Source organism: Mesorhizobium sp. AD1-1, from assembly GCF_020164655.1.
Classification (GTDB): Bacteria; Pseudomonadota; Alphaproteobacteria; order Rhizobiales; family Rhizobiaceae; genus Mesorhizobium; species Mesorhizobium ciceri.
The window spans coordinates 360,623-386,738 of sequence record NZ_JAIUGP010000001.1; the positions used below are offsets into that span (position 1 = coordinate 360,623).

Annotated in this window: 21 protein-coding genes; 7 read left to right on the forward strand and 14 right to left on the reverse strand. The window is 63.9% G+C overall.

Annotated elements, in window-relative coordinates; translation table 11 throughout:
• Nucleotides 1–648: 648 nt before the first annotated feature.
• Complete coding sequence (locus LB519_RS01675; RefSeq protein WP_063171104.1) at nt 649–1,080, reverse strand: OsmC family protein; 432 nt, start codon at nt 1,078–1,080, stop codon at nt 649–651.
• Between the two features lie 58 nt (nt 1,081–1,138).
• Nucleotides 1,139–1,561, reverse strand: coding sequence for a Cu(I)-responsive transcriptional regulator (gene cueR, locus LB519_RS01680; RefSeq protein ID WP_024501803.1), 423 nt, complete (start codon nt 1,559–1,561; stop codon nt 1,139–1,141).
• 226 nt (nt 1,562–1,787) lie between these two features.
• Between cueR and LB519_RS01685 the strand changes: the two genes are divergently transcribed.
• Nucleotides 1,788–2,405, forward strand: coding sequence for a L,D-transpeptidase (locus LB519_RS01685; protein WP_013528066.1), 618 nt, complete (start codon nt 1,788–1,790; stop codon nt 2,403–2,405).
• A 111-nt stretch (nt 2,406–2,516) separates the two neighbouring features.
• On the opposite strand, the gene LB519_RS01690 is transcribed toward LB519_RS01685, so the two are convergent.
• The 7 genes from LB519_RS01690 to LB519_RS01720 form a co-directional block, all read right to left on the reverse strand.
• A complete protein-coding gene (locus tag LB519_RS01690; protein WP_013528065.1) occupies nt 2,517–2,843 on the reverse strand; it encodes an NIPSNAP family protein in 327 nt (108 codons plus the stop codon).
• 82 nt (nt 2,844–2,925) lie between these two features.
• Entirely contained in the window at nt 2,926–3,495 is a 570-nt protein-coding gene (locus tag LB519_RS01695) for a NifU family protein (protein WP_224618443.1), read from the reverse strand.
• 189 nt (nt 3,496–3,684) lie between these two features.
• On the reverse strand, nt 3,685–4,176 hold the full coding sequence (locus LB519_RS01700) for a universal stress protein (RefSeq protein WP_013528063.1): 492 nt from the start codon (nt 4,174–4,176) through the stop codon (nt 3,685–3,687).
• 92 nt (nt 4,177–4,268) lie between these two features.
• On the reverse strand, nt 4,269–5,336 hold the full coding sequence (gene trpS, locus LB519_RS01705; RefSeq protein WP_013528062.1) for a tryptophan--tRNA ligase: 1,068 nt from the start codon (nt 5,334–5,336) through the stop codon (nt 4,269–4,271).
• Nucleotides 5,337–5,506: 170 nt separating this feature from the next.
• Nucleotides 5,507–7,114 (reverse strand): murein biosynthesis integral membrane protein MurJ, encoded by a 1,608-nt coding sequence (gene murJ, locus LB519_RS01710; protein WP_013528061.1) that lies wholly within the window; start codon nt 7,112–7,114, stop codon nt 5,507–5,509.
• Between the two features lie 46 nt (nt 7,115–7,160).
• Nucleotides 7,161–9,962, reverse strand: a complete 2,802-nt coding sequence (locus tag LB519_RS01715; protein WP_224618446.1) for a [protein-PII] uridylyltransferase — start codon at nt 9,960–9,962, stop codon at nt 7,161–7,163.
• Nucleotides 9,963–10,040: 78 nt separating this feature from the next.
• Nucleotides 10,041–10,865, reverse strand: a complete 825-nt coding sequence (locus LB519_RS01720) for a glycosyltransferase family 25 protein (protein WP_013528059.1) — start codon at nt 10,863–10,865, stop codon at nt 10,041–10,043.
• Between the two features lie 189 nt (nt 10,866–11,054).
• On the opposite strand from LB519_RS01720, the gene LB519_RS01725 reads away from it, so the two are divergent.
• The 3 genes from LB519_RS01725 to LB519_RS01735 all read left to right on the forward strand — a co-directional run bounded on the left by LB519_RS01725 (nt 11,055) and on the right by LB519_RS01735 (nt 14,927).
• Nucleotides 11,055–13,559, forward strand: coding sequence for a heavy metal translocating P-type ATPase (locus tag LB519_RS01725; RefSeq protein ID WP_013528058.1), 2,505 nt, complete (start codon nt 11,055–11,057; stop codon nt 13,557–13,559).
• A gap of 43 nt (nt 13,560–13,602) precedes the next feature.
• On the forward strand, nt 13,603–13,995 hold the full coding sequence (locus LB519_RS01730; RefSeq protein WP_013528057.1) for a DUF305 domain-containing protein: 393 nt from the start codon (nt 13,603–13,605) through the stop codon (nt 13,993–13,995).
• 86 nt (nt 13,996–14,081) lie between these two features.
• Nucleotides 14,082–14,927 carry an aldo/keto reductase gene (locus LB519_RS01735; RefSeq protein WP_063169905.1) on the forward strand — a complete coding sequence of 282 codons (846 nt, stop codon included), beginning with the start codon at nt 14,082–14,084 and terminating at the stop codon, nt 14,925–14,927.
• On the opposite strand, the gene mutS is transcribed toward LB519_RS01735, so the two are convergent.
• Nucleotides 14,928–17,657, reverse strand: a complete 2,730-nt coding sequence (gene mutS / locus LB519_RS01740) for a DNA mismatch repair protein MutS (protein ID WP_013528055.1) — start codon at nt 17,655–17,657, stop codon at nt 14,928–14,930.
• Between the two features lie 213 nt (nt 17,658–17,870).
• Here mutS and LB519_RS01745 point away from each other — a divergent pair, with 213 nt between their 5' ends.
• Nucleotides 17,871–20,150, forward strand: coding sequence for an NADP-dependent malic enzyme (locus LB519_RS01745; RefSeq protein WP_024501796.1), 2,280 nt, complete (start codon nt 17,871–17,873; stop codon nt 20,148–20,150).
• Between the two features lie 33 nt (nt 20,151–20,183).
• Here the strand turns inward: LB519_RS01745 and LB519_RS01750 are convergent, their stop codons facing one another.
• Nucleotides 20,184–20,885: an antitoxin Xre/MbcA/ParS toxin-binding domain-containing protein gene (locus LB519_RS01750; RefSeq protein ID WP_013528053.1), complete on the reverse strand. Its 702-nt coding sequence runs from the start codon at nt 20,883–20,885 to the stop codon at nt 20,184–20,186.
• Between the two features lie 391 nt (nt 20,886–21,276).
• Entirely contained in the window at nt 21,277–22,269 is a 993-nt protein-coding gene (locus LB519_RS01755) for an adenosine kinase (protein WP_224618448.1), read from the reverse strand.
• Nucleotides 22,270–22,499: 230 nt separating this feature from the next.
• On the opposite strand from LB519_RS01755, the gene LB519_RS01760 reads away from it, so the two are divergent.
• The gene (locus LB519_RS01760) at nt 22,500–23,432 is read left to right on the forward strand and encodes a DMT family transporter (RefSeq protein ID WP_013528051.1); all 933 of its coding nucleotides are present in this window, start codon (nt 22,500–22,502) and stop codon (nt 23,430–23,432) included.
• A 90-nt stretch (nt 23,433–23,522) separates the two neighbouring features.
• The gene (locus LB519_RS01765) at nt 23,523–24,233 is read left to right on the forward strand and encodes a sulfate transporter family protein (RefSeq protein WP_127367141.1); all 711 of its coding nucleotides are present in this window, start codon (nt 23,523–23,525) and stop codon (nt 24,231–24,233) included.
• Between the two features lie 9 nt (nt 24,234–24,242).
• On the opposite strand, the gene LB519_RS01770 is transcribed toward LB519_RS01765, so the two are convergent.
• Together LB519_RS01770 and LB519_RS01775 are read right to left on the reverse strand one after the other, a co-directional pair.
• A complete protein-coding gene (locus LB519_RS01770; RefSeq protein ID WP_013528049.1) occupies nt 24,243–25,241 on the reverse strand; it encodes a proline racemase family protein in 999 nt (332 codons plus the stop codon).
• Nucleotides 25,242–25,254: 13 nt separating this feature from the next.
• On the reverse strand, nt 25,255–26,058 hold the full coding sequence (locus tag LB519_RS01775) for an oxaloacetate decarboxylase (protein ID WP_024505790.1): 804 nt from the start codon (nt 26,056–26,058) through the stop codon (nt 25,255–25,257).
• Nucleotides 26,059–26,116 lie beyond the last annotated feature (58 nt).

Consider the following 26,116-nt stretch of genomic DNA (forward strand, 5'->3'; position numbering starts at 1 on the left):
TGCAACCAACCGGTGACCCGCTCGTTGATCCCATGCCGGGTTGATCCCCCGGCACTCCAGGACCTGCCCGCTGCCGAGGGGCGGCGGGCCTTTTTTGCCGATTGGATTCCCCGCAGCGATAGCGAAGGCCCCGGCGGGCGCCGGGACCTTCGCGTTGCTGGTCTCGTCAGAAGTGGATCCAGAAGGATCTGCGGAAACATCTGCGGCGCCAATAGCCATTGCGCCAATAGCGACGGCAGACCCGCCTCCACCCGCGTCGGCGACGGCGGCGGTGCCATCTGCGGTGCCGCACCAACTCGACGCCATCCTGGACACCGGGACCATCCGGGTCGAGAATATCGTCGGACGGTTTGTCGAGCTCGTCGAGAATGCCGGGCCCCGTATTCGGGATGCCGGCCAAGGCGGTGGCAGGACGCGCGATTGCGACGACGGTCGCAGCCCCTGCCAGCCCAAGCATTCCAGTCAGAAACAATCGCCGATCCATGCCAACCTCCATCGTTGATCATTGCGACAAAGGAAGACATAGAGCGGCTGATTGACGCGCCCAGATGCCGAAGAAAATTGGGTCAATCGCTCCGCCGTGCCGGCGGCGGGCCTTTTTGGGCGATCTCTGACAATCCACGCGGCCAATGCGCCTGTTCCGGGGGATCATTCCTCCGACAAGCCGGCCGCCGTTGCGGCCGTTTCAATGCTCACCGGCACGCCCTGGCGCAGGGAGTTGCTGACCGTGGAAATCGCCGCGGCCCTTGTGATGATCTCCGCCGGGTCGGAGCCGTCCAGCGTCGTGCATGAAACCGCCATGGTTGACGAGGTCGCGAGCAAAGGCTTGCCTTCGAGGTTCAGCGTCACGGTCACGGCGATCTTGTCGAGCGTTACGCCCATTTCCTCGGCGACGTAGCGAAGATCGTTGCAGAAGCAGCCGCCGATCGCCAGGGCAAGCAACTGGCCGCCATTGAAGCCCAGGCCCATGCCGCCGGCCTTGCCTTCGGGCCGGTCGACGATGATCGTGTGGCCGCCGGCCCAGCCCATGGCGGCTCGCGTGTCCTCCACATTGCGCAGTTCGACGGTCATCGAGACCATTGCGGATGTCCTCCCGGCAGGAGTCGACCAGGCTTCGGGCGTCGTCGACATACGGTCATTATGCAGGCGCAGAGGCGCCCTTGTCGCTAGGCAATGCCGCGCCCGCCATGTCATCAAGGATCGGACAATCCGGCCTTTCGTCGCCGTGACAGGCATGAATCAGTTTCTGCAGCGTCGAGCGCATCGACTGCAACTCGCGCACTTTCTCCTCGATCGCCGTGACATGGGCGGCGGCGATTTCGCGCACGTTTTGGCTGGCGCGGCTGCGATCCTGGTAAAGCGCCATCAGCTGGCGGCAATCGTCGATGGAAAAGCCGAGATTGCGCGCGCGGCGCAGGAAGGCCAGCCGATGGATGTCGTCTCCGGAATAATCGCGGTAGCCGTTGGCGGCGCGTGCCGGGGCGATCAGGCCGATCTCTTCATAGTAACGGATGGTCTTGGCCGGCAGGCCGGAGCGGTGGGCGGCGTCACCGACATTCATGACGGTTCTCCTCGATTTCCAGGAAGCCATGGAGCAGGCCCCTTGAATTTGCTTCACAATCCTGTGAGTCCTGTTGCCAAAATGCCATAGTGATACGCTTACCGGTACGTCAAGGCAGGCATATAGGCATCGCGCGCTTGGCAAGCAAAGCAAATGCCAGCATGAATGATGATGAGAGAGCGGCCGACTCGTGCCGCCGAGTTTGGGCGGGGCACCGGATCACCTGATGCGCATGAAGTCGTTTGCAATCATCGCCGCACTGGCGCTCTCCACTGCTATCGCCGGTTGCAGCACCATCGGCTCGCAGATCTTCTCCAACGACTACGGCGCGGTCACCGACGCCGGTTATCAGCTGCCGCGCATCCCGATCGAGAAAGTGCCGATGAAGTACCATCGGCAGGAAGTGAACTACGATAGCCCGGAAAAGCCGGGCACGATCATCGTCGATACGCAGAACAAGTTCCTTTATTTCATCGAGGGCGACGGAAGGGCCATTCGCTACGGCATCGGCGTCGGCCGCGAGGGCTTCGAGTGGCATGGCACCGCCCACATTGCGCTCAAGCGCGAATGGCCGACCTGGACGCCGCCGAGGCAGATGATCCAGCGCCAGCCGGAATTGGAAAAGTTTGCCGGCGGCATGGAGCCGGGCCTGAAGAACCCGCTCGGCGCGCGCGCCATGTACCTGTTCAACAAGGGCGGTGATTCAGGCTATCGCCTGCATGGCAGCCCCGAATGGAATTCGATCGGCAAGGCGATGTCGTCTGGCTGCATCCGGCTGATGAATCAGGACATTATCGACCTCTATGACCGCGCCTCGGTCGGCGCCAAGGTCATCGTTCTCTAGAGGCAGTTTTCGTACGCGGACCGTCTAGGCAACAACGGACGTCCCAAGCAGAAAACCGGGCAATTCGGCCCGGTTTTTTGTTGTTTGCGCGATGCGACGCCTGCTCGGCGGTCAGGACACCGCCGAGAACGCGGTGGGTACCAAAATTTGGTTGATGATTGTCTCGGTGATCTGGCCATCACGCTCGGAGTCTTCCCGCGCCTGCGTCCAGGCAGGGTCCTTCACGAACGCCGTCCAGCGCTCTTCGCGTTCGGCCAGCGATTCCCATGCCAGCATGTAGGTCAGTTCGTTGTTCGAAGCTCCGATCAGCGTGGTAAAGAAACCCGCTTGGCGGATACCGTGCTTTTCCCATAATTTGAGCGTGATCTTGTCGAAGCGATCAAGAAGCGCCGGCAAGCGTCCCGGCAGAGCCCGGTAAACCCGAAGTTCGTAGATCATTTTGGAGTTCCTTCTGACCGATGCGCCGGAAGCGAAGAAATCGGACCAGACGGTCAGCAGGGTAGAATTGTCAAAACGGGCGTCAGGAGACCTGCTCGACCTGCTGCACTTCCGGCACGAAATGGCGCAGAAGGTTCTGGATGCCGTGCTTCAGCGTCGCCGTCGATGACGGGCAGCCGGCGCAGGCACCCTTCATGTGCAGGAACACCGTGCCATTCTCGAAGCCGCGGAAGGTGATGTCGCCGCCATCCTGGGCGACCGCCGGGCGCACCCGCGTGTCGAGCAGCTCCTTGATGGTGATGACCAGCTCCTCGTCGGCCTTGTCGTAGAACTCACCGGTCTGGCTGGTCTCGGCGGCCGGGCCGGCCCTGGCCATGACGGGCGCGCCGGACATGAAATGCTCCATGATGGCGCCGAGGATCGCCGGCTTCAAATGCTGCCAGTCGGGGCCATCCTTGGTCACGGTGATGAAGTCATAGCCGAAGAAAACGCCGGTGACGCCAGGAATTTCGAACAGCCGGCCGGCCAGCGGCGAGGCGACGGCGGCGCTGTCGGCATCGCGGAAATCGGCGGTGCCTTCCACAAGCACTTCCTTGCCGGGCAGGAATTTCAGCGTCGCCGGGTTTGGCGTCGATTCGGTCTGGATGAACATGGCCGTCTCCGTGCCCGGTTGGGCATCTAGTTTGGAACAATTCTAAATAGGCTCAATTGGCTGGACATTCAAGCGAAACGCATCGCCGGAATGGCTGGCTGGCGGAATGTTTTTTGCGCGCCCCTGGGACGCGCCCGAAGGTGTGTTGAGATTCAGGTCAGGCCGGCATCACCTGAAAATCAGCACACCTCAGGCCAGGCTGTCTATTTCCTCGTCCGAAAGGTTCTGCGGCACGACAGTCACCGGGATCGGGAAGGCGGCACCCTTGCCGGCCACGGCGCCGACCAGCGGTCCCGGGCCTTCCTTGCCCGCACCGGCGGCCAGCACCAGGATGGCGATGTCCTGGTCTTCCTCGATCAATTTGTGAATCTCTTCCGTCGGCTTGCCTTCGCGGACCACCATCTCGGGCTCGATGCCGAGCTTCTGGCGCACCTTGTTGGCATAGCTGTCGAGTGCGGCGCGCGCCGTGGCGTTAGCTTCCTCGCGCATGATCTTCTCGACACCCAGCCAATGCTGGAAATCGTCCGGCACGATGACATAGAGCAGCACCAGCGTGCCGCTGGTGCTCTGCGCCCGTTTCGAGGCATAGGCGACGGCACGCTCGCATTCCGGCGTGTCGTCGATGATCGTCAGGAATTTCCTGCGATGGCCGGCTTCGCGGCTGAGGCGTTTGGAGACCATGTCTATCTACTCGGTGTCTTGCGGCGCAATCTGCCACTGCGGCGGACCGGCGGCAAGCCGCCGGCCTTGTGCCAGTGCACCCGATGTCGCGATCAGCCCTGCAGCAGGCCGATAATGTCGCGCACCGTCTTCATCGTCGCTTCGGCCAGCACGCCGGCGCGCTCGCCGCCGTCCTTGAGCACCGCGTCGACATAGGCGCGGTCATCCGAAATGCGGCGCATCTCGCTGGCGATCGGCGCCAGTTTTTCCACAGCAAGATCGGCCAAGGCCGGCTTGAACACGGAAAACTGCTGGCCGGCGAATTGCTTGAGCACATCCGCCTTCGACATCTCGGCGAGACCCGCATAGATGCCGACCAGGTTTTCTGCCTCGGGCCGGCCGGCCAGGCCATCCAGCTCGCTCGGCAACGCTTCCGGATCGGTCTTGGCCTTGCGGATCTTCTTCGAGATGTCATCGGCGTCGTCGGTCAGGTTGATGCGCGACAGATCAGACGGGTCCGATTTGGACATCTTCTTGGAGCCGTCGCGCAGCGACATGATGCGCGCCGCCGGCCCGCCGATGACCGGCTCGGTCAGCGGGAAATAGCCGTTCACGGTCTCTTCGCCGACCTGCATCTCGACGCCGACGCCGAGCGCTGCGATACGGTCGGAGAAGTCGTTGTTGAATTTCTGCGCGATGTCGCGGGTGAGCTCCAGATGTTGTTTCTGGTCCTCACCGACAGGGACGTGGGTGGCACGGTAGAGCAGGATGTCGGCAGCCATCAGCGAGGGATAGGCGAGCAGGCCGAGCGAGGCATTCTCGCGGTCCTTGCCGGCCTTGTCCTTGAACTGCGTCATGCGGTTCATCCAGCCGATGCGCGCCACGCAATTGAAGATCCAGGCAAGCTCGGCGTGCTGCATGACCCGTGACTGGTTGAAGACGATGTGCTTCTTCGGATCGATGCCGGAGGCCAGGAACGCCGCAGTGATCGACCGCGTCTGGTCGGCCAGGTCTTCATAAACGAGTTGGGCTGTCAGCGAATGCAGGTCGACGACGCAATAGATGCAATCGGAGGTGTCCTGCAGGGCAACGAATTTCTTGATGGCGCCGAGATAATTGCCGAGATGCAGATTGCCGGTCGGCTGGACACCGGAAAAGACGAGTGGCTTGAAGGCGGTCATGATTGTCCTCATGGCTTGTGGAGGGCCGTATAAGCGTGATTCCGAAAAGTTGCAGACTTTTCGGAGCCAATCACGCGGCTGGAAACCGCGCGCGGCGAAAGTCTTGCGACGGCGCGCTTATGGACGAAGACGGCGCTGCGATCAAGACGGCGCTGCGAGCGTGTCGGGCGCTACTCGTCCAGGTCGGTCTTTGCGATCGGTGGCGCCGACTTGCCAGATCCCCGCTTGACGTTGCGACGGATCATGCCGAAATCGGCGCCGCCGGTGGCAAACGCCGTGATGAAGTACAGCAGCGCCCCACCCGCGACCAGCGACAGCAGCGTCGTCGCCTTGACCACCAGCGGCGAGCCGGGCCCGAGCCTGACGGCGAACCAATGCTCGGCAAAATAGAGCGCTGCCCCCATCACGATAGCCGACAGCACCAGACGTGGAATGCGCTTCATCAGCGGCACGTCGCGGCCCCAGTGGCCGCGCCGGATCAGGACGCCGAGCAGCATCACCGCGTTGACCCAGCCGGCGACGGCCGAGGCCACCGCGATGCCGGGCGCGCCCATCCGTGGAAACAGCGTCAGCGCCGTGGTGACGTTCACCGCCACCGAGATGGCGGCAAAGATCATCGGAGTACGCGTGTCCTCTCGGGCGAAATAGCCCGGCGTGAATGCCTTGATCAGCACGAAGGCCGGGAGGCCGAGGCCGAAGATCGCCAGGATCGCCGCCACCGTTGGCGTCGAGCCGTTGGCGGCGAACGCGCCGCGCTCATAGACCAGCCGTACGATCGGCTCCGACATCACCCAGAGTGCGGCGGCTGCCGGCAGCGTCAGGAACAGTGTGAACTCGACCGAGCGGTTTTGCAGATTGGCCGCCTCGATCAGATTGCCCGACTTCAGCGCGCGCGACAGTTCGGGCAACAGCACGATGGCGACCGCGACACCGACCACGCCGAGCGGCAACTGGTAGATGCGGTCGGCATAGGCGAGCGAGGACACCGCGCTGTTCTGCGCCGAGGCGATCGCCGTGCCGATCAGCTGGTTGATCTGTGTGATGCCGCCGGTGATGGCCGCCGGCAGCGCCAGGATCAGCAGCCGCTTGACCGCGGGCGTCATTCTGGGACGGCGAAAGCCGATCGAGATGCCGGCATGGCGCACTGCCACCCAGACGATCGCCAGCTGCACCAGTCCGGCGGCAAGCACGCCCCAGGACAGCCCGTAGCCGACTGTGAGGGCATCCGAGCCCTTGTACCAGGCATAGGCGAGCACGCCGATCAGGATGATGTTGAGGAACACCGGCGCCACGGCGGCGGCGAAATAGCGGCGCAGCGAATTCAGCATGCCCGCCATCATCGCGCCCAACGACATGCAGATCAGATAGGGGAACATGATCGTCGCCAGCGTCACCGTGGTGTCGAACTTCCCCGGCGTGCCGGCAAAACCCGGCGCCACCAGATAGCGCACGATCAGCGGCATCGACAATTCCATGATGATGGTCAGCGCCAGCAGCGCCGTGAACAGCACGCCGAACACTTCCTCGGAAAAGCGCTTGGCGCCTTCGGTGCCGTGGGTCTCGATCTCCTTGGCGAACAGCGGCACGAAGGCGGCGTTGAAGGCGCCCTCGGCAAACAGCCGGCGAAAGGTGTTGGGAAACTGGAAGGCGGCGTTGAAGGCATCGGCGACCGGTCCGGTGCCGAGTGCGGCGGCCATCAGCATCTCGCGGCCGAAACCGAGCGCGCGGCTCATCAGCGTGCCGGAAGCGACCGTTGCGAATTTCTTGACGAGGCTCATGCTTTTGGGAACTGCCTGCGGAATTGGGACAAAGTGATGGTCGTTGTCACTCGGCCGCCGCCCTGGACTTGCCGCCGCGTTCGGGCACGATGCCTTCGAGCGTTGCCATCAGCCGATTGCGGATGGTGGCGATGCGGGCCGGGTTATCTATCTTCTGGCCAGTGAGATCGGTGACATAGAAAGTGTCGATGACCTTTTCGCCGAAGGTGGTGATGTGGGCCGATGCGATGTCAAGCGACAGGTCGGAAAGCGTTCCGGTGATCTCCGACAGCAGCCCAGGCCGGTCGAGGCCCTCGACCTCGATGACCGAAAAACGATTCGACAGCGTGTTGCGGATTTCGGCACGCGGCGGGATCTTGAACACCTTGGAGCCGCGCCGCGGCTTGGTGCGCTTCTCGATCATTTCCGGCAGCCAGCTCTTGCCCGACAGCACGTCCTCGATCAGCCGGCCGACACGCTCGGCACGCCGGCGCTCGTCCTCGTCGCGGTCGAATTCTCTGCTGATCAGGATCGTGTCGAGCGCACGGCCGTCCGACGTCGTGAAGATCTGCGCGTCGACAATGTTGCCGCCGGCCCCGGCGCACGCCCCGGCGATGACCGAGAGCAGGCGGGGGTGGTCCTGCGCCAGCACGGTGATTTCGGTCACCGCCTCGAACTGGTGGGTCTTGACCATGGTGGCAAGCTTGTTGCCTGACGCGTCAGCCTCACGAATGAATTCGGCATGGCGCAGCTGGTCTGCGAGATCGACGGTCAAAAGGTAATTCTCGTAGTGCTGGCCGACATAGCGCTTGCGGGCCTTGTCCGGCCAGTCGGCAAGCGCCTCGGCCAGACGCTCGCGCGCCGCCGCCGTGCGTTGCGCGCGCGACACTTCCGAAAACCCGCCGGTCAACAGCAATTCGGTCTCGTAGTAGAGCGTGCGCAGCAACTGGCCCTTCCAGCCGTTCCAGACACCCGGTCCGACGCCCCTGATGTCGCAGACGGTGAGGATCAAAAGCAGCTTCAGCCGCTCGACCGACTGCACGATCGCGGCGAAATCCTCGATGGTCTTGCGGTCGTTGAGGTCGCGGGTCTGGGCTGTCATCGACATCACGAGATGGTTCTCGACCAGCCAGGCAACGGTCTCGGTATCGGCAGGCGACAGCCCCATATGCGGACAGATGCGGCGTGCGATCCTGGCCCCCGCCTCGGAATGGTCCTCCGGCCTGCCCTTGGCGATGTCGTGCAGCAGTACGGCGACATAGAGCGCCTCGCGGCTCTTCTTCAGCCCCGGCATCAGCGTGTGCGACAGGGGATGGACCTTTTCGCCGTCGCCGCGTTCGATCTCGGCCAGCACGCCGATGCAGCGGATGAGGTGCTCGTCCACCGTGTAGTGGTGGTACATCGAGAACTGCATCATGGCGACGATCTTGCCGAAATCCGGGATCAGCCTGCCGAGCAGCCCGGCCTCGTTCATGCGGCGCAGATTGAGTTCGGCATTGCGATCCGAGGTCAATATGTCGAGGAACAGCCGGTTGGCCTCCTCGTCGCGCCGCAGCGACTTGTTGACCAGGCCGAGCGAACGGGTCAGCAGCTTCAGCGCATCGGGGTGGAATTCCAGACCGTGCTTGTCGGCGAACCAGAACAGCCTGAGCAGATTGACCGGATCGCGCTCGAACACCTGGTCGTCGGCGATGTTGATGCGGTGGTTGTCGACAATGAAGTCCGACGTGCCGGCCAGCTTGCGCTTGCGCCGCGAGAAAGTCAGGAAGATGCGGTTGAAGCCCGGCACGTGCTTGGCCTGCTCCTCCTCGAGCGCGGCACAGAAGATGCGGGTCAGGTCGCCGACGTCCTTGGCAACGAGGAAGTAGTGCTTCATGAAGCGCTCGACCGCCGACAGGCCGGGGTGCGTGGTGTAGCCGAGCCGTTCGGCGATCTCGCGCTGGATGTCGAAATGCAGCCGCTCCTCGGCCTTGCCGGTGAGGAAATGCATGTGACAGCGTACCGCCCACAGGAAATCCTCGGCTTTCTGGAACTCGCGGTACTCACCCTCGGTGAAGACGCCTTTATCGACCAATTCCTCGCCGGTGCGCACCCGGTAGAAATATTTGCCGATCCAGAACAGCGTCTGCAGATCGCGCAGGCCACCCTTGCCGTCCTTGACGTTGGGCTCGACCAGATAGCGGCTTTCGCCGGCCTTGGCATGGCGGTCATCGCGTTCGGCAAGCTTGGCCTGGACATATTCGGGGCCGGTCGTGCGCACCACCTCATGGTCGAAGCGCAGCATCAGTTCATCATAGAGCTTTTCCTCGCCCCACAGGAAACGTGCTTCGAGGATCGAGGTGCGGATGGTGACGTCGGTGCGCGACAGGCGCAGGCATTCGTCGATATTGCGTGTGGCGTGGCCGACCTTCAGCCCCAGGTCCCACAGCATATAGAGCATGTATTCGACTGTCTGTTCGCCCCACGGCGTCTGCTTGTAAGGCAGCAGGAACAACAGGTCGATGTCGGACCCCGGCGCCAGCGTTCCACGGCCGTAGCCGCCGACAGCGACGACGGCCATGCGCTCCGCGGAGGACGGGTTCTTGACCCGGTAGACATGGGTGACGGCGAAATCGTAAAGCGCCCGGATGATCTCGTCCATGAGATGCGACAGCCGCGCCGCGCAGGCGCTGCCGCCGCCATCGTCCCTCAGCATGCGTTCGGCAATGGCGCGCCCGTCCGCCAGTCGTCCCTTGAGCAGCTGGAGCACACCATTGCGCGCAGCCTGCCCTGAGCCGTCGCCCGCCGTGCCCGCGGTCAGCGCGGTCATCTCGCGGCGCAAGGCTTCGCCGTCGATCAATTCGTCGAGCTTCAGGGAGATTCTTGCCATATATCCAGTCGGCCTTGCCGTTTCGGCGGCGTCTATAGCGCGTTTTGGCGGCGCTGGGTATGGGGCGTTGAAGCCGGTTCAAGACCCGGCTGAGTTTTGGCTCGGATAAGTAAATGGAATGACCATTCTCCGCTTCAGTCGACCGAAATCGACAATGCGCTTGCCTATTCGCCGAGCCTCGGCTTTGACCCTCGCTATGGCTGTCTTTCTGCGTTTCCCGGTCCCGGCGGGTGCGGCGCACTGGATATCCCGCTTTTCTCTGAGCAGGCTTGGCAATTGGAGCGCCCTGTCGCCAAGGAACTGATCTTGCGCGCAGAGCGCAGGAACAAGCTGATAGATCGTCTCGCCTCGCAAAACCGAAAACTCGGGGTTGAAGACAAGGTCGTCGACAGCGATGCCGATCTCCTCGGTGGCCTTGATCAGGTCGAGCGCGGTTTGCCTGGAGATGATGTAGCCGGCGGTTCCTATATGTTCGGCGTCGAGTTTGGATGTGGAAAAGCCGTGACCGATGGCAATGCGCTTGCGTCGGATCACGGTCTTACAGAAGTAGCTTTCGAGCTTGACGACTTCGGCATCGGCTGGGATCCAGTCGCTGTCGCGAAGCAATGCGCCGGCTTTTGCGGCAAAGACGATGTCGTCCTCGAAAATCGCCCCGTAGCGGGCGTCGCCTTGCGCGATGACAGCCCAGCAGGCCCGGTGACTGAGCAGGCAGGCGATCTCGCCGTCAGTCAATGGCAGCCTGTTCCGATATCCGACATTTTGCGGCAGCTGGTCCAGCTCCGGCCGGTCGCGTGCGTCTATGGCCTGAACGCGTTCGAATGCAACGCCGATGCGGGCAAACTCCGCCGTCACACGGGCAAGGCGATCGGGAGACCGATCGAGATTGATGACCAGACGCTTCATTGCCGAAGAAAATCCCCACCCCCGCGACGCTCGCGCTTTCTAGCAGGCCTGGTGTTGCCGCGTGAGACTTTTTCTGGGGTGGATGGACGCGCCGTGGACCGGAGAAGAAAAGTCGAAACAGCCCTTGACCTTCCAGTTACTGGAAGCCCTATCTCCACGTCACACACCGATCCATCAAGGCATTTTCGAATGACGCATTCAGATCACGATCATCACGCGCACGGCAGCTGCTGCTCGACAAAAGGCGCCGTGCCCACCACGAAGAGCGTCGTCCGCGACCCGGTCTGCGGCATGACTGTCGATCCGGCGGCTGGCAAGCCGACGGCCGAGCATGATGGCCATCTCTATCATTTCTGCAGCCAGGGCTGCCGCACGAAATTCGTCGCCGAACTGGAAAAATTCCTGACCGCCACCGATCCGGTCTGCGGCATGAGCGTCGACCGCGCGACAGCCAGTCATTTTGCCCGCCACGAAGGCCAGGGCTTCTATTTCTGCTCGGCCGCTTGCCAGGCGAAATTCGAGGCGGAGCCGCAAAAATATCTCGGCGGCAGGCCAGCACCGCAGCCGATGCCCAAGGGCACGCAATACACCTGCCCGATGCACCCGGAGATCGTCCGCGACAAGCCCGGATCCTGCCCGAAATGCGGCATGGCGCTGGAGCCGATGGGCGTACCAACGGGTGACGAGGGTCCCAATCCGGAACTGGTCGATTTCACCAGGCGATTCTGGGTCAGTGCCGCTCTATCCGTCCCTTTGCTGGTCGTCGCCATGGCGCCGATGCTTGGCCTGACTTTCCAGGCTTTTGTCGACGAGCGGACGAAGGTCTGGCTTGAGCTGGCATTGGCCAGCCCCGTCGTGTTGTGGGCGGCACTGCCTTTCTTCCACCGCGGCTGGGATTCGCTCGTCAACCGCAGCCCCAACATGTGGACGCTGATCTCGCTCGGCGTCGGCGCCGCCTATCTCTACAGCGTCGTCGCCACGCTGTTTCCGGATATCTTTCCGCATCAGTTCCGCGGCCATGGCGGTGCGGTGCCGGTTTATTTCGAGGCTGCCGCCGTCATCGTCGCGCTGGTCTTCCTTGGCCAGGTGCTGGAGCTGCGCGCCCGTGAAAAGACCGGCTCGGCGATCCGCGCCTTGCTCGATCTCGCACCGAAGACAGCGCGGCTGATCGCCGCCGATGGTTCCGAAAACGACGTGCCCCTCGCCGCCGTCAAGGCCGGCGATCGCCTGCGCATACGCCCCGGTGACGCCGTGCCGGTCGATGGCACGGTGCTGGAAGGACGGTCCTCGCTCGACGAATCGATGATCACGGGCGAGCCGTTGCCGGTCGAGAAGGTCGAGGGCGATGCGCTGACCGGCGGCACGCTCAACAAGAATGGTGCGCTGATCATGCGCGCTGAGAAGGTCGGCGCCGAGACGACGCTGGCGCGCATCGTCGAGCTCGTCGCCAAGGCGCAGCGCTCGCGCGCCCCGATCCAAGGGTTGGCTGATCGCGTTTCTTTCTACTTTGTCCCGGCCGTCGTCCTTGTCGCGATTGTCGCCTTCATCGCTTGGGCCGTGTTTGGACCCGAGCCCAGCCTGATCTTTGCCATCGTCTCGGCGGTGTCGGTGCTGATCATCGCTTGTCCCTGTGCGCTCGGCCTCGCCACGCCGATGTCGATCATGACCGCCACCGGGCGCGGGGCGCATGCCGGCGTGCTGATCAAGGAAGCCGCAGCACTCGAACGCTTCGCTTCCGTCGACACGCTGATCGTCGACAAAACGGGGACGCTGACCGAAGGCCGGCCGAAGCTGACCGATGTCGTCACGGCAAACGGCTTTTCCGAAGACGAATTGCTGGCGCTTGCCGCGGGCCTGGAGAAAGGCTCGGAGCATCCGCTGGCTGAAGCCATCGTTGACGGCGCCGCTACGCGCGGCGTGACCGTTGCAGAGGCCAGCGGCTTCGAGGCGGTCACCGGGAAGGGTGTGTCCGGTTCGGTCTCGGGAAAGACGGTCGCGCTCGGGAACGCCGCGATGATGGCCGACCTTGGCGTCGACATCGCATCCATCTCGGCCAAGGCCGAGGCGCTGCAACTCGAAGGCAAGACGGCGATGTTCGTTGCTGTCGACAAAAAACTGGCCGGCATCGTCGCCGTCGCCGACCCTATCAAGACAACGACGGCCGAGGCGATCAAGGCGCTGCATGAAAGCGGCTTGCGGATCATCATGGCGACCGGCGACAATGAACGCACGGCCAACGCGATCGCCAGAAGCCTCGGCATCGACGAGGTCCGCGCCGGCCTGCTGCCGGAACAGAAGGCAGCCCTTGTCGAGGAACTGCGCGCAAAAGGCACCGGCGTTGCCATGGCCGGCGACGGCGTCAACGATGCACCGGCCCTTGCCGCCGCCGATGTCGGCATCGCCATGGGCACCGGCGCCGATGTCGCCGTCGAAAGCGCCGGCATCACCTTGGTCAAAGGCGACCTCAACGGCATCGTGCGGGCGCGCACGCTGGCTCAGGCGACGATCCGCAACATCCGCCAGAACCTGTTCTTTGCCTTCCTCTACAACGTGCTTGGCGTGCCGGTCGCCGCCGGCGTGCTCTATCCGCTCACCGGCACGCTGCTGTCGCCGATGCTGGCAGCGGCGGCGATGAGCCTGTCCTCGGTGTCGGTGATCGCAAACGCATTGCGGCTGAGAACATTGAAACTCTGATCCAAGCCCCCAAATACGAAACCCATCCAACAGGAGACCATGTATGACCTTCGCCAAAAAACTCGTGCTGCTGCTGATGGCGGCCGGAATGCTGGTTGCCGTCTTCCTCGAAAGCGTTCCGGCGCAGAGCGAAGAGATGAAACACGACATGGGCGCTATGGCGACGGACGCGACCAGTCCTTCGACGGAAGGCTACAAGGCGGCGATGGACAAGATGCATGCCGACATGATGGCGTCCGACTATACCGGCAATGCCGACGTCGATTTCGTCAGAGGCATGATCCCGCACCATCAGGGTGCGATCGACATGGCCAAGGTTGAACTTGCCAATGGCAAGGACCCGGAAATCCGCAAGCTGGCCGAAGGCGTCATCGCCGCGCAGGAAGCAGAGATCAAGCAGATGCAGGCCTGGCTCGCCGCCCATCCGGTGAAGTAAGTCTTCAGCCATCGCCAGCGCGGCGAGAACGCCTCTGGATTTATCGCCCAGCCTGTGATGCGATCCGGCCCCAACTGGAGCCCGCCATGCCACCGACCATCAGAACCACCAAACTGCCCTCCGGCGAAGCCGTTCAGGTGCTTGGCCAGGGCACATGGAAGATGGGCGAAGATTCCCGTCGCCGCGCCGATGAGGTGAATGCCCTCAAGCTCGGCCTCGACCTCGGCATCACGTTGATCGACACCGCCGAAATGTATGCCAGCGGCGGTGCCGAGGAGGTGGTGGCCGAAGCCATTGCCGGGCGCCGCGACGAGACCTTCCTGGTCTCGAAAGTGCTACCGTCGAACGCCTCGCGCGCGGGCGTGCAGCGGGCCTGCGAAAACAGCCTGAAACGCCTGCGCACCGACCGCATCGATCTCTATCTCTTGCATTGGCCCGGCAGCGTGCCATTGACGGAAACCGTCGCGGCCTTCGAGGCCCTGAAAAAGGCCGGCAAGATCCGCCACTGGGGCGTCAGCAATTTCGACACCGACGAGATGGAAGAGCTGATCGGCCTGCCCGATGGCGGCAATGTCCAGACCAACCAGGTGCTCTACAATTTGGTCCGGCGTGGCCTCGAATTCGATCTGGCGCCCTGGAGCCGGCAGCGCGGCATCCCCTTGATGGCCTATTCTCCGGTCGAGCAGGGTGCGTTGGCGCGCAATGCCAGGCTCGAAGCCATCGCCGGGCGCCACAATGCGACCCCAGCGCAAATCGCCCTGGCCTGGGTGATGCATCAGGAGGGCGTCATCGCCATCCCGAAGGCCAGCAGCGAGGAGCATGTCCGCCAGAATGTCGCTGCGCTCGACATCAAGCTTGCGCCGCAGGACATCGCCGATCTCGACCGCGCCTTCCCGCCACCAGCGCGCAAGCGCGGGTTGGAGATGATCTGACTACGTCCCCGCCAACCCCTTCAGCCGGTAGAGCGCTTCCAGCGCCTCGCGTGGCGTCATTTCGTCCGGGTTGATCTCGCCGAGCGCCATACCCAGCGCGTCGCTCTTGACCGGCTTCGGCGCTTCTCGCTTCACCGCCACCGAAAACAATGGAAGATCGTCGACCAGCCGGTTGGTCTTGCCCGAAACTTCGCCCTCTTCCAGTTGGTGCAGCACTTCCTTGGCCCGGTCGACCACCGCTTCCGGCAGGCCGGCCAGCCGCGCCACCTGCACGCCGTAGGAGCGGTCGGCGGCACCCTTGCCGACCTCGTGCAGGAAGACGACGTCGTTTTCCCATTCTTTGACCCGCATGGTGACATTGTGGAGCCGCACCAGCTTGCCGGCCAGCGAGGTCATTTCGTGGAAATGGGTGGCGAAGATTGCCCGGCAGCGGTTCTTCTCATGCAGATATTCGACCGCCGCCCAGGCGATCGACAGGCCATCGAAAGTGGCGGTGCCGCGGCCGATCTCGTCGAGGATCACCAGTGCGCGCTCGCCGGCCTGGTTGAGGATCGCTGCCGTCTCGACCATCTCGACCATGAAGGTCGAGCGGCCGCGCGCCAGATCGTCCGAGGCGCCGACACGCGAGAACAGCCGGTCGACGACGCCGATATGGGCCGATGTCGCCGGCACGAACGAGCCGGTCTGGGCCAGGATGGCGATCAGCGCGTTTTGCCGCAGGAATGTCGATTTACCGCCCATGTTCGGGCCGGTCAAAAGCCAGATCGCGCCGTTCCGGGCAGCTCCCTCCGGCGACAGGTCGCAATCATTGGCGACGAACGGGCCTTCGCCGGAGCGGCGCAAGGCCTGTTCGACCACCGGATGCCGCCCGCCCGTAATCTCGAAGGCAAGGCTCGAATCCACCACCGGCCGGCACCAGGCTTCGCTTTCCGACAGAAGCGCGAGCGCCGCGGAGACATCGAGCACGGCCAGTGCATCGGCGCCGGCACGGATCTTCTCCGCTTCGCCGACCGCTTCCGTCGTCAGCGCCTCGAAGGCGGCCAGTTCGATGTTGAGCGCCCGGTCGGCGGCATTGGCGATCTTGGTCTCGAGCTCGGCAAGCTCGGTCGTGGTAAAGCGCATGGCGTTGGCCATGGTCTGGCGGTGGATGAAGCGCGCCTTGGCGCCATCGCTGCCGGTCATCACAGCATGGTGGTTGGCGGTCACCTCGATATAGTAGCCGAGCACATTGTTGTGCCGGATTTTCAGCGAGCGGATGCCGGTCTCGTCGATCAGCGAGCGTTCCAGCCCGGCGATCACCTTTCGCGATTCGTCGCGCAGCGCCCGCATCTCGTCGAGATCGGCATGGTAGCCGCCACGAACGAAGCCGCCGTCGCGCTTGAGCAGCGGCAGTTCGTCGCCAAGTGCCTGCATCAGATGCTGCGAAAGCGCTTGGGGCAGTGCATGGATGGCGGCCAATGCCGCCGCAAGTTCCGGGGGCAGGGCGGTCGCGGCAAAGATTTCGGCGATCGCGCCTGCCGCCTCGAAGCCGGCGCGCAGCGCGCCAAGGTCGCGCGGCCCACCCCGGTTGAGCGCCAGCCTGGACAGCGCGCGGGGCATGTCGGCAACGCTCTTCAGGCTCGACCGCACCGCCTGGCAAAGTCGCGTTTCGGAACGGAAGAACGACACTGAGTCCAGCCTGGCGCCGATCGCCGCCGGGTCGGTCAGCGGCGCCATCAGCCGGTCGGCGAGCAGCCTTGCGCCGCCGCCGGTCACCGTGCGGTCGATCGCCTTGAACAGCGAGCCTTCGCGGCTGCCCGACAGCGTGCGCAGCAGTTCCAGATTGCCGCGTGTCGCCGGATCGATGAACAGGGTCGAACCCTGCTCCTCGCGTTCGGGCCGCGACAGCGGCGGGCGCTCCGCTTTCTGCGTCTTCTCGACATAGGCAATGGCGCCCGAGATCGCCGATAGTTCGGCGCGCGAAAAGGCGCCAAAACTGTCCGGCGTCGCCACATCGAAGAAGCGGGCGATGCGCCCTGTCGCCGACGCCGAATCGAACAGTGACGGTGGTTGCGGGCTGGCGACGCGGCCGAGCACGTCGAACACCGGCTTCAGTTCCGGATCGTGGAACACTGGCTCGGCAACGATCAACTCACGCGGATCGACACGGAAGATGTCAGCCAAAAGCCGGTCGGCGGTGGTGTCGGTGACGCGGAAGGCGCCGGTCGAGATGTCGATCCAGGCCAGCGCAAAGGAGGGGTCCGCTCCGCCTTTCACCCGCCCCAGCGCCATCAGGAAGCTCGATTCCGACGGCGCCAGCAATTTGTCCTCGGTGATGGTGCCTGGTGTCACCAGCCGCACCACATCGCGGCGCACCACCGATTTGCCGCCGCGTTTCTTCGCCTCGGCCGGATCCTCGATCTGTTCGCAGACGGCAACGCGGAAACCCTGGCCGATCAGCTTCTGCAGATAGTCGTCAGCAGCATGCACCGGCACGCCGCACATCGGAATGTCGAGCCCTTGATACTTGCCGCGCTTGGTCAAGACGATGCCCAGCGCCCGGCTCGCCTTCTCGGCATCGTCGAAGAACAGCTCGTAGAAATCGCCCATGCGGTAGAACAGCAGCGAATCCGGGTTTGCCGCCTTGATCTCGATGAATTGCTCGATCATCGGCGTGGCGCCGGCGTGGGCGGTCGGCACCGGCGTCATCGCCTCGGGGGCGTCCGGCTCGTTCGGGCTGTGCATGTTCATGCGCCGCACGCTAGCAGATGTGATCGCGCGGTTTAATGCCGGGGCTTCGAAAAACAGGGGACGACCGGGACGGCAGGATGCCCGCAATCGCGCGTACCAACCGCGATTCCGCACGCTGGCGGTTTACACGCGGCGGCGCGTGGTCTTAATTCGGTCCGACACAAAGCACCCGCTTCAACGAGGTGCTGCACCGGTGAGGAAATCAAGAACATCATGGCCAGGAAAACCGAGAACAGCGGTCCGTCCGTCAGTGCGCAGGAAGCGCTCGAATTCCACGCCATGGGTCGCCCCGGCAAGCTGGAGGTCGTCGCCACCAAGCCGATGGCGACGCAACGCGACCTCAGCCTCGCCTATTCGCCTGGTGTCGCGGTTCCGGTCCTGGCCATCGCCGAAGACCCCTCGCGCGCCTTCGACTACACGACGCGCGGCAACATGGTCGCCGTCATCTCCAACGGCACGGCTATCCTCGGTCTCGGCAATCTCGGCGCGCTGGCCTCCAAGCCGGTGATGGAGGGCAAGGCGGTGCTGTTCAAGCGCTTCGCCGATGTCGATTCCATCGACCTCGAGGTCGACACCGAGGACGCCGACGAGTTCATCAACTGCGTGCGTTTCCTCGGGCCCTCTTTCGGCGGCATCAATCTCGAGGACATCAAGGCGCCGGAATGCTTCATCATCGAGCAGCGGCTGCGCGAATTGATGGACATTCCGGTCTTCCATGACGACCAGCACGGCACTGCGATCATCTCCGCCGCCGGCCTGATCAACGCGCTGGAGATCACCGGTCGCGACATGAAGACCACGAAAATGGTCTGCAACGGCGCCGGCGCCGCCGGCATCGCCTGCATCGAGCTGATGAAGGCGATGGGCTTTTCGCCCGAAAACATCATCCTATGCGACACCAAGGGCGTGGTTTTCCAGGGCCGCACCGAAGGCATGAACCAGTGGAAATCGGCGCATGCGGTCAAGACCGAGGCGCGCAGCCTCGCCGAGGCGCTCGACGGCGCCGACGTCTTCCTCGGCCTTTCCGCCAAGGGCGCGCTGACCACCGCCATGGTGCAGTCGATGGCCAAGAACCCGATCATCTTCGCCATGGCCAATCCCGACCCGGAAATCACGCCGGAGGAGGTCGCCGAAATCCGCACAGACGCCATCATGGCCACAGGGCGTTCCGATTATCCCAATCAGGTCAACAACGTGCTCGGCTTCCCCTATATCTTCCGCGGCGCGCTGGATGTCAGGGCAACCACCATCAATGACGACATGAAGATCGCCGCCGCCCAGGCGCTGGCGGCACTGGCGCGCCAGGACGTGCCCGACGACGTCGCCGCCGCCTATCAGGGCAATCGTCCGAAATTTGGCCCCAACTACATCATCCCGGTCCCGTTCGACCCGCGCCTGATCTCGGCCATCCCGATCGCGGTCGCCAAGGCGGCGATGGATTCAGGCGTCGCCCGCAAGCCGATCCTTGACCTCGACCGTTACGCGCAGGAGCTGTCGGCCCGCCGCGACCCGATCGCTTCGACCCTGCAGCGCATCTACGACCGCGTGCGCCGCCAGCCCAAGCGCATCGTCTTCGCCGAGGGCGAGGAGGAACAGGTCATGCGCGCCGCCGTCTCCTATGTGAACCAGAAGCTCGGCACCGCCATCCTGCTCGGCCGCGACGACGTCATCAAGGAAAACGCCAAGCACGCCGGCATCGACTTGAACAAGCAAGGCATCGAGATCATCAATGCAAGGCTGTCGCGCCGCAACGGCATCTACACCGACTACCTCTACGAGCGCATGCAGCGCAAAGGCTTCCTGTTTCGCGACTGCCAGCGGCTGATCAACAACGATCGCAACCACTTTGCCGCCTGCATGGTGGCGCTGGGCGACGCCGACGGCATTGTCACCGGCGTCACCCGCAACTATTCGACAGCGCTCGACGACATCCGCCGCGTCATCGACGCCAAGCCCGGCCACCGCGTCATCGGCGTCTCGATCGTGCTGGCGCGGGGCAAGACCGTGCTGGTCGCCGACACCGCCGTGCACGATATGCCGAACGCCGAGCAGATCGCCGACATCGCCGAGGAGGCGGCAGGCTTTGCCCGCCGCATGGGTTATGAGCCGAGGCTCGCCATGCTCGCCTATTCCACCTTTGGCCATCCGCAGGGCGAACGCTCCGAGCGCGTCCAGGAAGCCGTGCGCATCCTCGACAAGCGCCGCGTCGATTTCGAATATGACGGCGAAATGGCCGCCGACGTCGCCCTCAACGCCCGCGCCATGGCGCAATACCCGTTCATCCGCCTGACCGGCCCGGCCAATGTGCTGATCATGCCGGCGTTCCACTCGGCCTCGATCTCGACCAAGATGCTGCAGGAACTCGGCGGCTCGACGGTGATCGGCCCGCTGCTGGTGGGACTGAACAAGCCGGTTCAGATCGTGTCGCTGAACGCCAAGGATAGCGACATCGTCAACATGGCGGCGATCGCGGCGTACACGGCGGGGACTTGAGGGGCTGGCCTCAGCGGTGAGTCCGCGAGGCGTTCAGCCCGGCGCGAATACGCGCGCGGCCTCGACGACCTCGTCCACCTGATCCTGCCGCAGCAAGTCGATCGGGACGCGGCCGTCGAGCTGCGCCGAGGGCCGCGTCAGCCACAGCCATGCGAGCCTCGGATTGGTGATCAGGGATAGCACGTCGCGAATGCCTGCAACCGGCCGGCCGTCGACGAACTGCGCCAGCGGGAAGACATGTTTGCGGCCGCCCTTGCGCAAGGCGATGACCTCACCCCGCCGCTGCCAGCGGTGCAGGGTCGAGCGGGCGATGCGCAGATGCTCTTCCAGATAGGTCGAACCGGCGACGCGGCCGGCCCAGTCCTCGATCAGCATCGATTCGAGATCGTCGGACTTTGGCAGCGAAGGAGGCTCGACATCGGCCAACGGGGTCGTCGGCGGATTTGTCACGCCGGCAATACCGGCTTCGCTGCGGCGCGCGGCTTCCGCCGCCAGCGCGCGCACGAATTTCGACGCCAGGCCGGGCAGGTCGGCATGGATGGCGTCGATGGCGCGCTGGTGCTTCGGTGACAACAAGGTGACGGCGGACGCTATGCTGCCGGCGATCTTGCCGACCGAGACCATGGTGGGCTTGTTGATGGCCTCGTCATAGTGGGCAAGTGCACGTTCGACGTCTTCCGCGACCATCTCCGCGAAGTCGTCCTGCTTGAGGCCCTGGATTTGAAATCTGTTCATGCATCTGTCTTCTGGCCGCGCGCTCCCCCTCAGCTGCGGCCGATTGTTGAACTTCTAGTGCGGAAAACGGAAATCGCGGCGGCAACCGGTCCGGCCGCCCGACAGCATGCTGTCCAGCATTTCTTGACACCCCAACTGACTGAGGGCGCACCGAAATGTCAGTCGCGGGCGCCCAGATTGCGTGTAGGTGTCATGTGTGACAGCCGCGCGACGGCATTTCCTTCTCCCCTTGTGGGAGAAGGTGGATTGGCGCGTAGCGCCAAGACGGTTGAGGGGTGTTCCAGCTTGGCGCCAAGCTACCCCTCACCCGGATTGCCATCCGATTTGTAAAGGACAAATCGGGGCAATCCGACCTCTCCCACAAGGGGAGAGGTTAAAAGCGCCGGGACCCCTACAGCAACCCCGCCTGCTCAGCCTCGCGGCGCAGATTCTGCCGGGGCCTGGGGCCGATCTGCTGGATCACCAATCCGGCCGCCAGTGAGCCAAGGTCGCCGCAGGTTTGCAGGTCGCGGCCTTGTGTGTAGCCATGCAGGAAGCCGGCGGCATAGAGATCGCCGGCGCCCGTCGTGTCGACCAGTTCCTTGATGGCGGTCGCCTTGATCACCACCGTCTCGTCGCCGCGCACGATCACGGAGCCTTTTTCCGAGCGGGTCACGGCGGCGATCCGGCAATCCTTGCGGATCTGCGCCAGCGCCTCGTCGAACGAGGATGTCTGGTAGAGCGATTTGATCTCGTGGCTGTTGGCAAAGACGATGTCGACCGTGCCCGAACGCATCAGCTCGAGGAATTCGTCGCGGTAGCGGTCGACGCAGAACGAATCCGACAGCGTCATCGACACTTCGCGGCCTGCTGCGTGCGCCAGCTTCGCCGTCTGGCGGATCGCTTCCTTGGCGCGCGGCGGGTCCCACAGATAGCCTTCGAAATAGGTGACCTTGGCGCCAGAAGCCTTATCGGCCTCGACATCCTCCGGCCCAAGCTCGACGCAGGCGCCGAGATAGGTGTTCATCGAACGCTCGCCGTCAGGGGTGACGAAGATCATCGACCGCGCCGTCGGCGGCTCGCCCTTGAGCGGCGTGGTGTCGAAGGCGACGCCCTGTGCATGGATGTCGTGCGCGTAGATTTCGCCCAGCGCATCGTTGGAGACCTTGCCGAAGAAGGCGGCGCGGCCGCCGAAGCTGGCGACGCCGGCCGCCGTGTTGCCGGCGCTGCCGCCGGACGCCTCGATCGCCGGGCCCATGCGGCTGTAGAGCAGTTCGGCGCGTTGTGTGTCGATGAGGTTCATCGCGCCCTTGATGATGCCGTTGGTCTCGAGGAATTCCTCGTCGCACTGGGCGATGATGTCGACAATGGCATTGCCGATGCAAAGCACGTCATAATTCGGCATCAAAATCTCCGCCAAAAACCCGAGCCGGCTTCTTGCCACGCCGGCCCGGCGCGGGTCTAGCGATTTGAAACCGGTTTGCCTAGGGCGTGACACGCAACTTTGGCGGAACAGGCAAAGGCGCATCAGCCGCGAGGCGCTATGACAATTCGACCGTGGCCGAAGCATTTCATCGCCGCACCGCCTATAAGCCTGGATCAGACGATCCCGCTTCGAAGGCGAGCCAGCCCCCAATGTCTACAAAAAGCATGTCGACGAAGAACGAGCCTGCAAAAAACGATCTGACCACCGACCTGGTACTGCTCGTCGTGCTGGCAGTGCTCTGGGGCGCCTCCTACACCTTCATCAAGATCGGCGTCGAAACCATCCCGCCGGTCACCTTCATTGCCGCCCGCACCCTGATCGCTGGCGGCATCCTGTTGGCCATCATCCGCTGGCGCGGGCTCGCCTTGCCGGGCGACGCTGCAAGCTGGCGCCGCTTCGCCTTCCAGGCCTGCCTCAACAGCGTTATTCCGTTCACCCTGATCGCCGCGGCCGAACGCTCGGTCGATGCCGGCCTCGCCACCATCCTCAACGCGACCTCACCGATCTTCACCTTCCTCTTGACCGCGCTCATCACCCGCCACGAGCCGGTCACCTTGCGCAAACTGATCGGTGTGGGCGCCGGCATTGCCGGCATCTGCCTCATTATCGGCACGCAGGCGCTGAGTGGCCTCGGTCATGAATTGTGGGCGCAATTGGCAATCGTCGCCGCGACGGTCTGCTATGCCGGGGCCGCCATTTTCGGCCGCGGTTTCAAGGGCCTCGACCCAATGCTACCGGCCGCCGGTTCCATGCTGTGCGGCGCCGTCATCCTCGTGCCGCTCAGTCTGGTGTTCGACCAGCCGTGGACGCTGGCGCCATCGACCGCGTCGATCCTGGCCCTGCTCGGCCTGTCGGTCTTTTCCACCGCGCTGGCCTTCGTTATCTATTTCCGCCTCATCCACACGCTGGGTTCGGTCGGCACCACCTCGCAGGCCTATCTGCGCGTGCCGATCGGCGTCGGCATCGGCGCTCTCTTCCTCGGCGAAAGTCTTGGTTCGACGGCATGGCTGGGCATGGGTTTTGTCGTGGCCGGGGTCGCTGCCATGACCATCCCAGTTCGAAAGCCGGCGTTTGCGCGGTAAACGCCAGCCCGCTTGTGCTCATGGCCTGCGCTGCCTATCTCGGAAGCATCCGCCTTTTAGGCGGCGTCCGCTAACCGGGGGTGTGACAAGGTGATTTTCGACGCTGCCCGCGCTGCGGCCCTCGAGCTGATTTCGCCTCCCTTTCGGGCCGTGTTCGTCAAGACGCTGGGCTTGACCGTGCTGGCACTGGTGGCTCTGTGGTTCGGCCTGACCAGCCTCGTCGAGTGGCTGGCGCTGCCGTGGCTGCAGACGCTGTTGCCCGGCATGCCGTCCTGGGCCGGGTGGCTCGGCGGCATCATCGCGGCAATAGCGCTTGCCTTCGGCATGGCGTTGCTCATCGCGCCGGTGACGGCTGTTGTCGCTGGCCTGTTCCTCGACGATATCGCCGAAGTGGTCGAGCGCACCGACTATCCCCGCGATCCGACCGGCCGCGCCATGCCGGCGCTGCGCTCGCTGGTGCTGTCGGCGCGATTCCTCGGTGTCGTCATTCTCGGCAACATCGTCGCCCTGCTGCTTCTCTTGGTGCCGGGCGTCAACATAGCCGCCTTCTTCATCGTCAACGGCTATCTGCTCGGGCGCGAGTTCTTCGAATTCGCCGCCATGCGCTTTCGCGGCGAAGACGAGGCCAGGGCCTTGCGCAGGCACTATGCCGGCACAGTGTTTCTCGCCGGGCTGCTCATCGCCGCTTTCCTCGCCGTGCCGTTGCTCAACCTGCTGACGCCGCTGTTCGCCGCCGCCATGATGGTGCATCTGCACAAGGCGATCTCGGTGCGGGAAGTGGCTCGCCCCTCACGCGGCTAGGCATTTTCTTCAGCGCAACAGAAATCCGCGTCCGAGCTCGTCATCGGCCTCGACGATGAATTCGGCCCGCCCGGAATAGTAGGCGCGGCCGCCGACGCGGGCGATGATCGCCTCATGCCGTCCAGCCTTCGCCGTCCGCGCCACGGCTCCGGAAAAACGCGAGCCGGCGATGCTCTCGAATGTGCGCGTCTGTCCGATCGCGATCTCGCCCTTGGCATGCATGGCCGCCAGCCTTGCGGTGACGCCGGAACCGGTTGGCGAGCGGTCGACCTCGGCTTCGGCGAAGACGCAGATGTTTTTGGTCACCTCGCCGGAAAATGTGTCGCGGCCATCGGTCAGGATGGTACCGTATAGGAAGGCAAGGTCGCCGTGGTCGGGATGCGACAGCGGAAATTCAGCCTTGAGCCTGTCCGTCAGCCCCGTTGCCGCATCGACGAAATCGCGCATCCGGCTTCTGCCGAATTCGAGCCCGAATTGGTGACAATCGGCCAGCGCGTAGAAGGCGCCGCCATAGGCGACGTCGAAGCCAATCGTGCCGTGGCCCGCCAATTCGATCGCCTGTCCACCGGCGAACAGGAAGGCCGGCACGCTTTCGAACGAAACCGCACCGGCCTTGCCGTCCCTGACCTCGACCGAGGCGACGACCAGCCCGCACGGCGCCTCGATATTGACTGTCGTGACTGGTTCCTGTTTCGCCACCAGCCCTTCATCGATGGCGTAGCGGCCGAGCGCGACGATGGCGTGGCCGCACATCGTCGAATAGCCCTCATTGTGCATGAACAGCACGGCGAGGTCGGCGCCGGGCAGGTCCGGCTCGACCAGCAAGGCGCCATACATGTCGTAATGGCCGCGTGGCTCGAACATCAGGATTTTCCTGAGATGATCGAGATGGTCGCGCACATAGGCGCGCTTTTCCAGGATCGTGCCCTTGGGGATACCGGGATAGCCGCCGGTGACGATCCTCAGCGGCTCGCCGCCAGTATGCATGTCGATCACGGTCAGCGTCATGCGACGGGCCCCATTAATCCGAAGATTTGCCGAAGAGGGCCTGCAATTTGCTGAACGGCATGGCGGCGCGGGTGAAGCCGAAGGTGCCGTCTTGCTGGATTTCGCGTGCCGCCGTTTCCAGCATGCCGTAGGCGAAATTGGTCAGCCACGGCCCGAGCGAGATACGCTTGACGCCGGCCATGGCGAGATCGGCGATGGTAAAACCCGGTACCGCCATGACATTGACCGGCTTGCTGACGGCAGAGCAGAGCGTGCGGATCATCTCGACGTTGCCGATGCCTGGCGCATAGAGTACGTCGGCGCCGGCCTTCTCGAACGCCTGCAGCCGCTTGATCGTGTCGTCGAGGTCGGACTTGCCCCAGAGGAAATTCTCGGCCCGCGCAGTGAAGACGAAATCGCGTTTCAGGGCCCGCGCCGCTTCCACGGCCGCCGCAACGCGTTCGACGGCGTGCGCAAAATCATAGATCGGCTTGTCCGGATCGCCGGTGTGGTCTTCGATCGAGCAGCCGGCAAGGCCGGCAGCTTCCGCCGCGAAGATGGTTTCGGCGGCCTGCTCGGCGCTGTCGCCCTTGCCTTTCTCGAGGTCGGCCGAGACCGGCAGGCTGGTCGCCGCGGTCACTTCGCGGCAATGGTGGATCATCTGGTCGAAGGTCACCGCGCCGTCCGGCAGGCCGCGCGAAAAGGCAAAGCCGGCGCTGGTCGTCGCCAGCGCCGTGAAGCCGAACGAGCCGAGCAGCTTGGTCGTGCCGATATCCCAGGGATTGGGCACGACGAAGGTCGAGGCATGCAGGTCGCGAAAGATCTTGCCCTTGTCCATGGTAGTTCCCCCATCATATGCGGTGTGGCCGAGCGGATTTTATCCTGCTCCATCTGGC

Excerpts from the sequence above, each read along its gene's own strand:
- LB519_RS01675 (WP_063171104.1), bottom strand. The coding sequence starts at position 1,080 with ATGGTCTCGATGACCGTCGAACTGCGCAATGTGGAGGACACGCGAGCC.
- cueR (WP_024501803.1), bottom strand. The coding sequence starts at position 1,561 with ATGAATGTCGGTGACGCCGCCCACCGCTCCGGCCTGCCGGCCAAGACC.
- LB519_RS01685 (WP_013528066.1), top strand. The coding sequence starts at position 1,788 with ATGCGCATGAAGTCGTTTGCAATCATCGCCGCACTGGCGCTCTCCACT.
- LB519_RS01690 (WP_013528065.1), bottom strand. The coding sequence starts at position 2,843 with ATGATCTACGAACTTCGGGTTTACCGGGCTCTGCCGGGACGCTTGCCG.
- LB519_RS01695 (WP_224618443.1), bottom strand. The coding sequence starts at position 3,495 with ATGTTCATCCAGACCGAATCGACGCCAAACCCGGCGACGCTGAAATTC.
- LB519_RS01700 (WP_013528063.1), bottom strand. The coding sequence starts at position 4,176 with ATGGTCTCCAAACGCCTCAGCCGCGAAGCCGGCCATCGCAGGAAATTC.
- trpS (WP_013528062.1), bottom strand. The coding sequence starts at position 5,336 with ATGACCGCCTTCAAGCCACTCGTCTTTTCCGGTGTCCAGCCGACCGGC.
- murJ (WP_013528061.1), bottom strand. The coding sequence starts at position 7,114 with ATGAGCCTCGTCAAGAAATTCGCAACGGTCGCTTCCGGCACGCTGATG.
- LB519_RS01715 (WP_224618446.1), bottom strand. The coding sequence starts at position 9,962 with ATGGCAAGAATCTCCCTGAAGCTCGACGAATTGATCGACGGCGAAGCC.
- LB519_RS01720 (WP_013528059.1), bottom strand. The coding sequence starts at position 10,865 with ATGAAGCGTCTGGTCATCAATCTCGATCGGTCTCCCGATCGCCTTGCC.
- LB519_RS01725 (WP_013528058.1), top strand. The coding sequence starts at position 11,055 with ATGACGCATTCAGATCACGATCATCACGCGCACGGCAGCTGCTGCTCG.
- LB519_RS01730 (WP_013528057.1), top strand. The coding sequence starts at position 13,603 with ATGACCTTCGCCAAAAAACTCGTGCTGCTGCTGATGGCGGCCGGAATG.
- LB519_RS01735 (WP_063169905.1), top strand. The coding sequence starts at position 14,082 with ATGCCACCGACCATCAGAACCACCAAACTGCCCTCCGGCGAAGCCGTT.
- mutS (WP_013528055.1), bottom strand. The coding sequence starts at position 17,657 with ATGAACATGCACAGCCCGAACGAGCCGGACGCCCCCGAGGCGATGACG.
- LB519_RS01745 (WP_024501796.1), top strand. The coding sequence starts at position 17,871 with ATGGCCAGGAAAACCGAGAACAGCGGTCCGTCCGTCAGTGCGCAGGAA.
- LB519_RS01750 (WP_013528053.1), bottom strand. The coding sequence starts at position 20,885 with ATGAACAGATTTCAAATCCAGGGCCTCAAGCAGGACGACTTCGCGGAG.
- LB519_RS01755 (WP_224618448.1), bottom strand. The coding sequence starts at position 22,269 with ATGCCGAATTATGACGTGCTTTGCATCGGCAATGCCATTGTCGACATC.
- LB519_RS01760 (WP_013528051.1), top strand. The coding sequence starts at position 22,500 with ATGTCTACAAAAAGCATGTCGACGAAGAACGAGCCTGCAAAAAACGAT.
- LB519_RS01770 (WP_013528049.1), bottom strand. The coding sequence starts at position 25,241 with ATGACGCTGACCGTGATCGACATGCATACTGGCGGCGAGCCGCTGAGG.
- LB519_RS01775 (WP_024505790.1), bottom strand. The coding sequence starts at position 26,058 with ATGGACAAGGGCAAGATCTTTCGCGACCTGCATGCCTCGACCTTCGTC.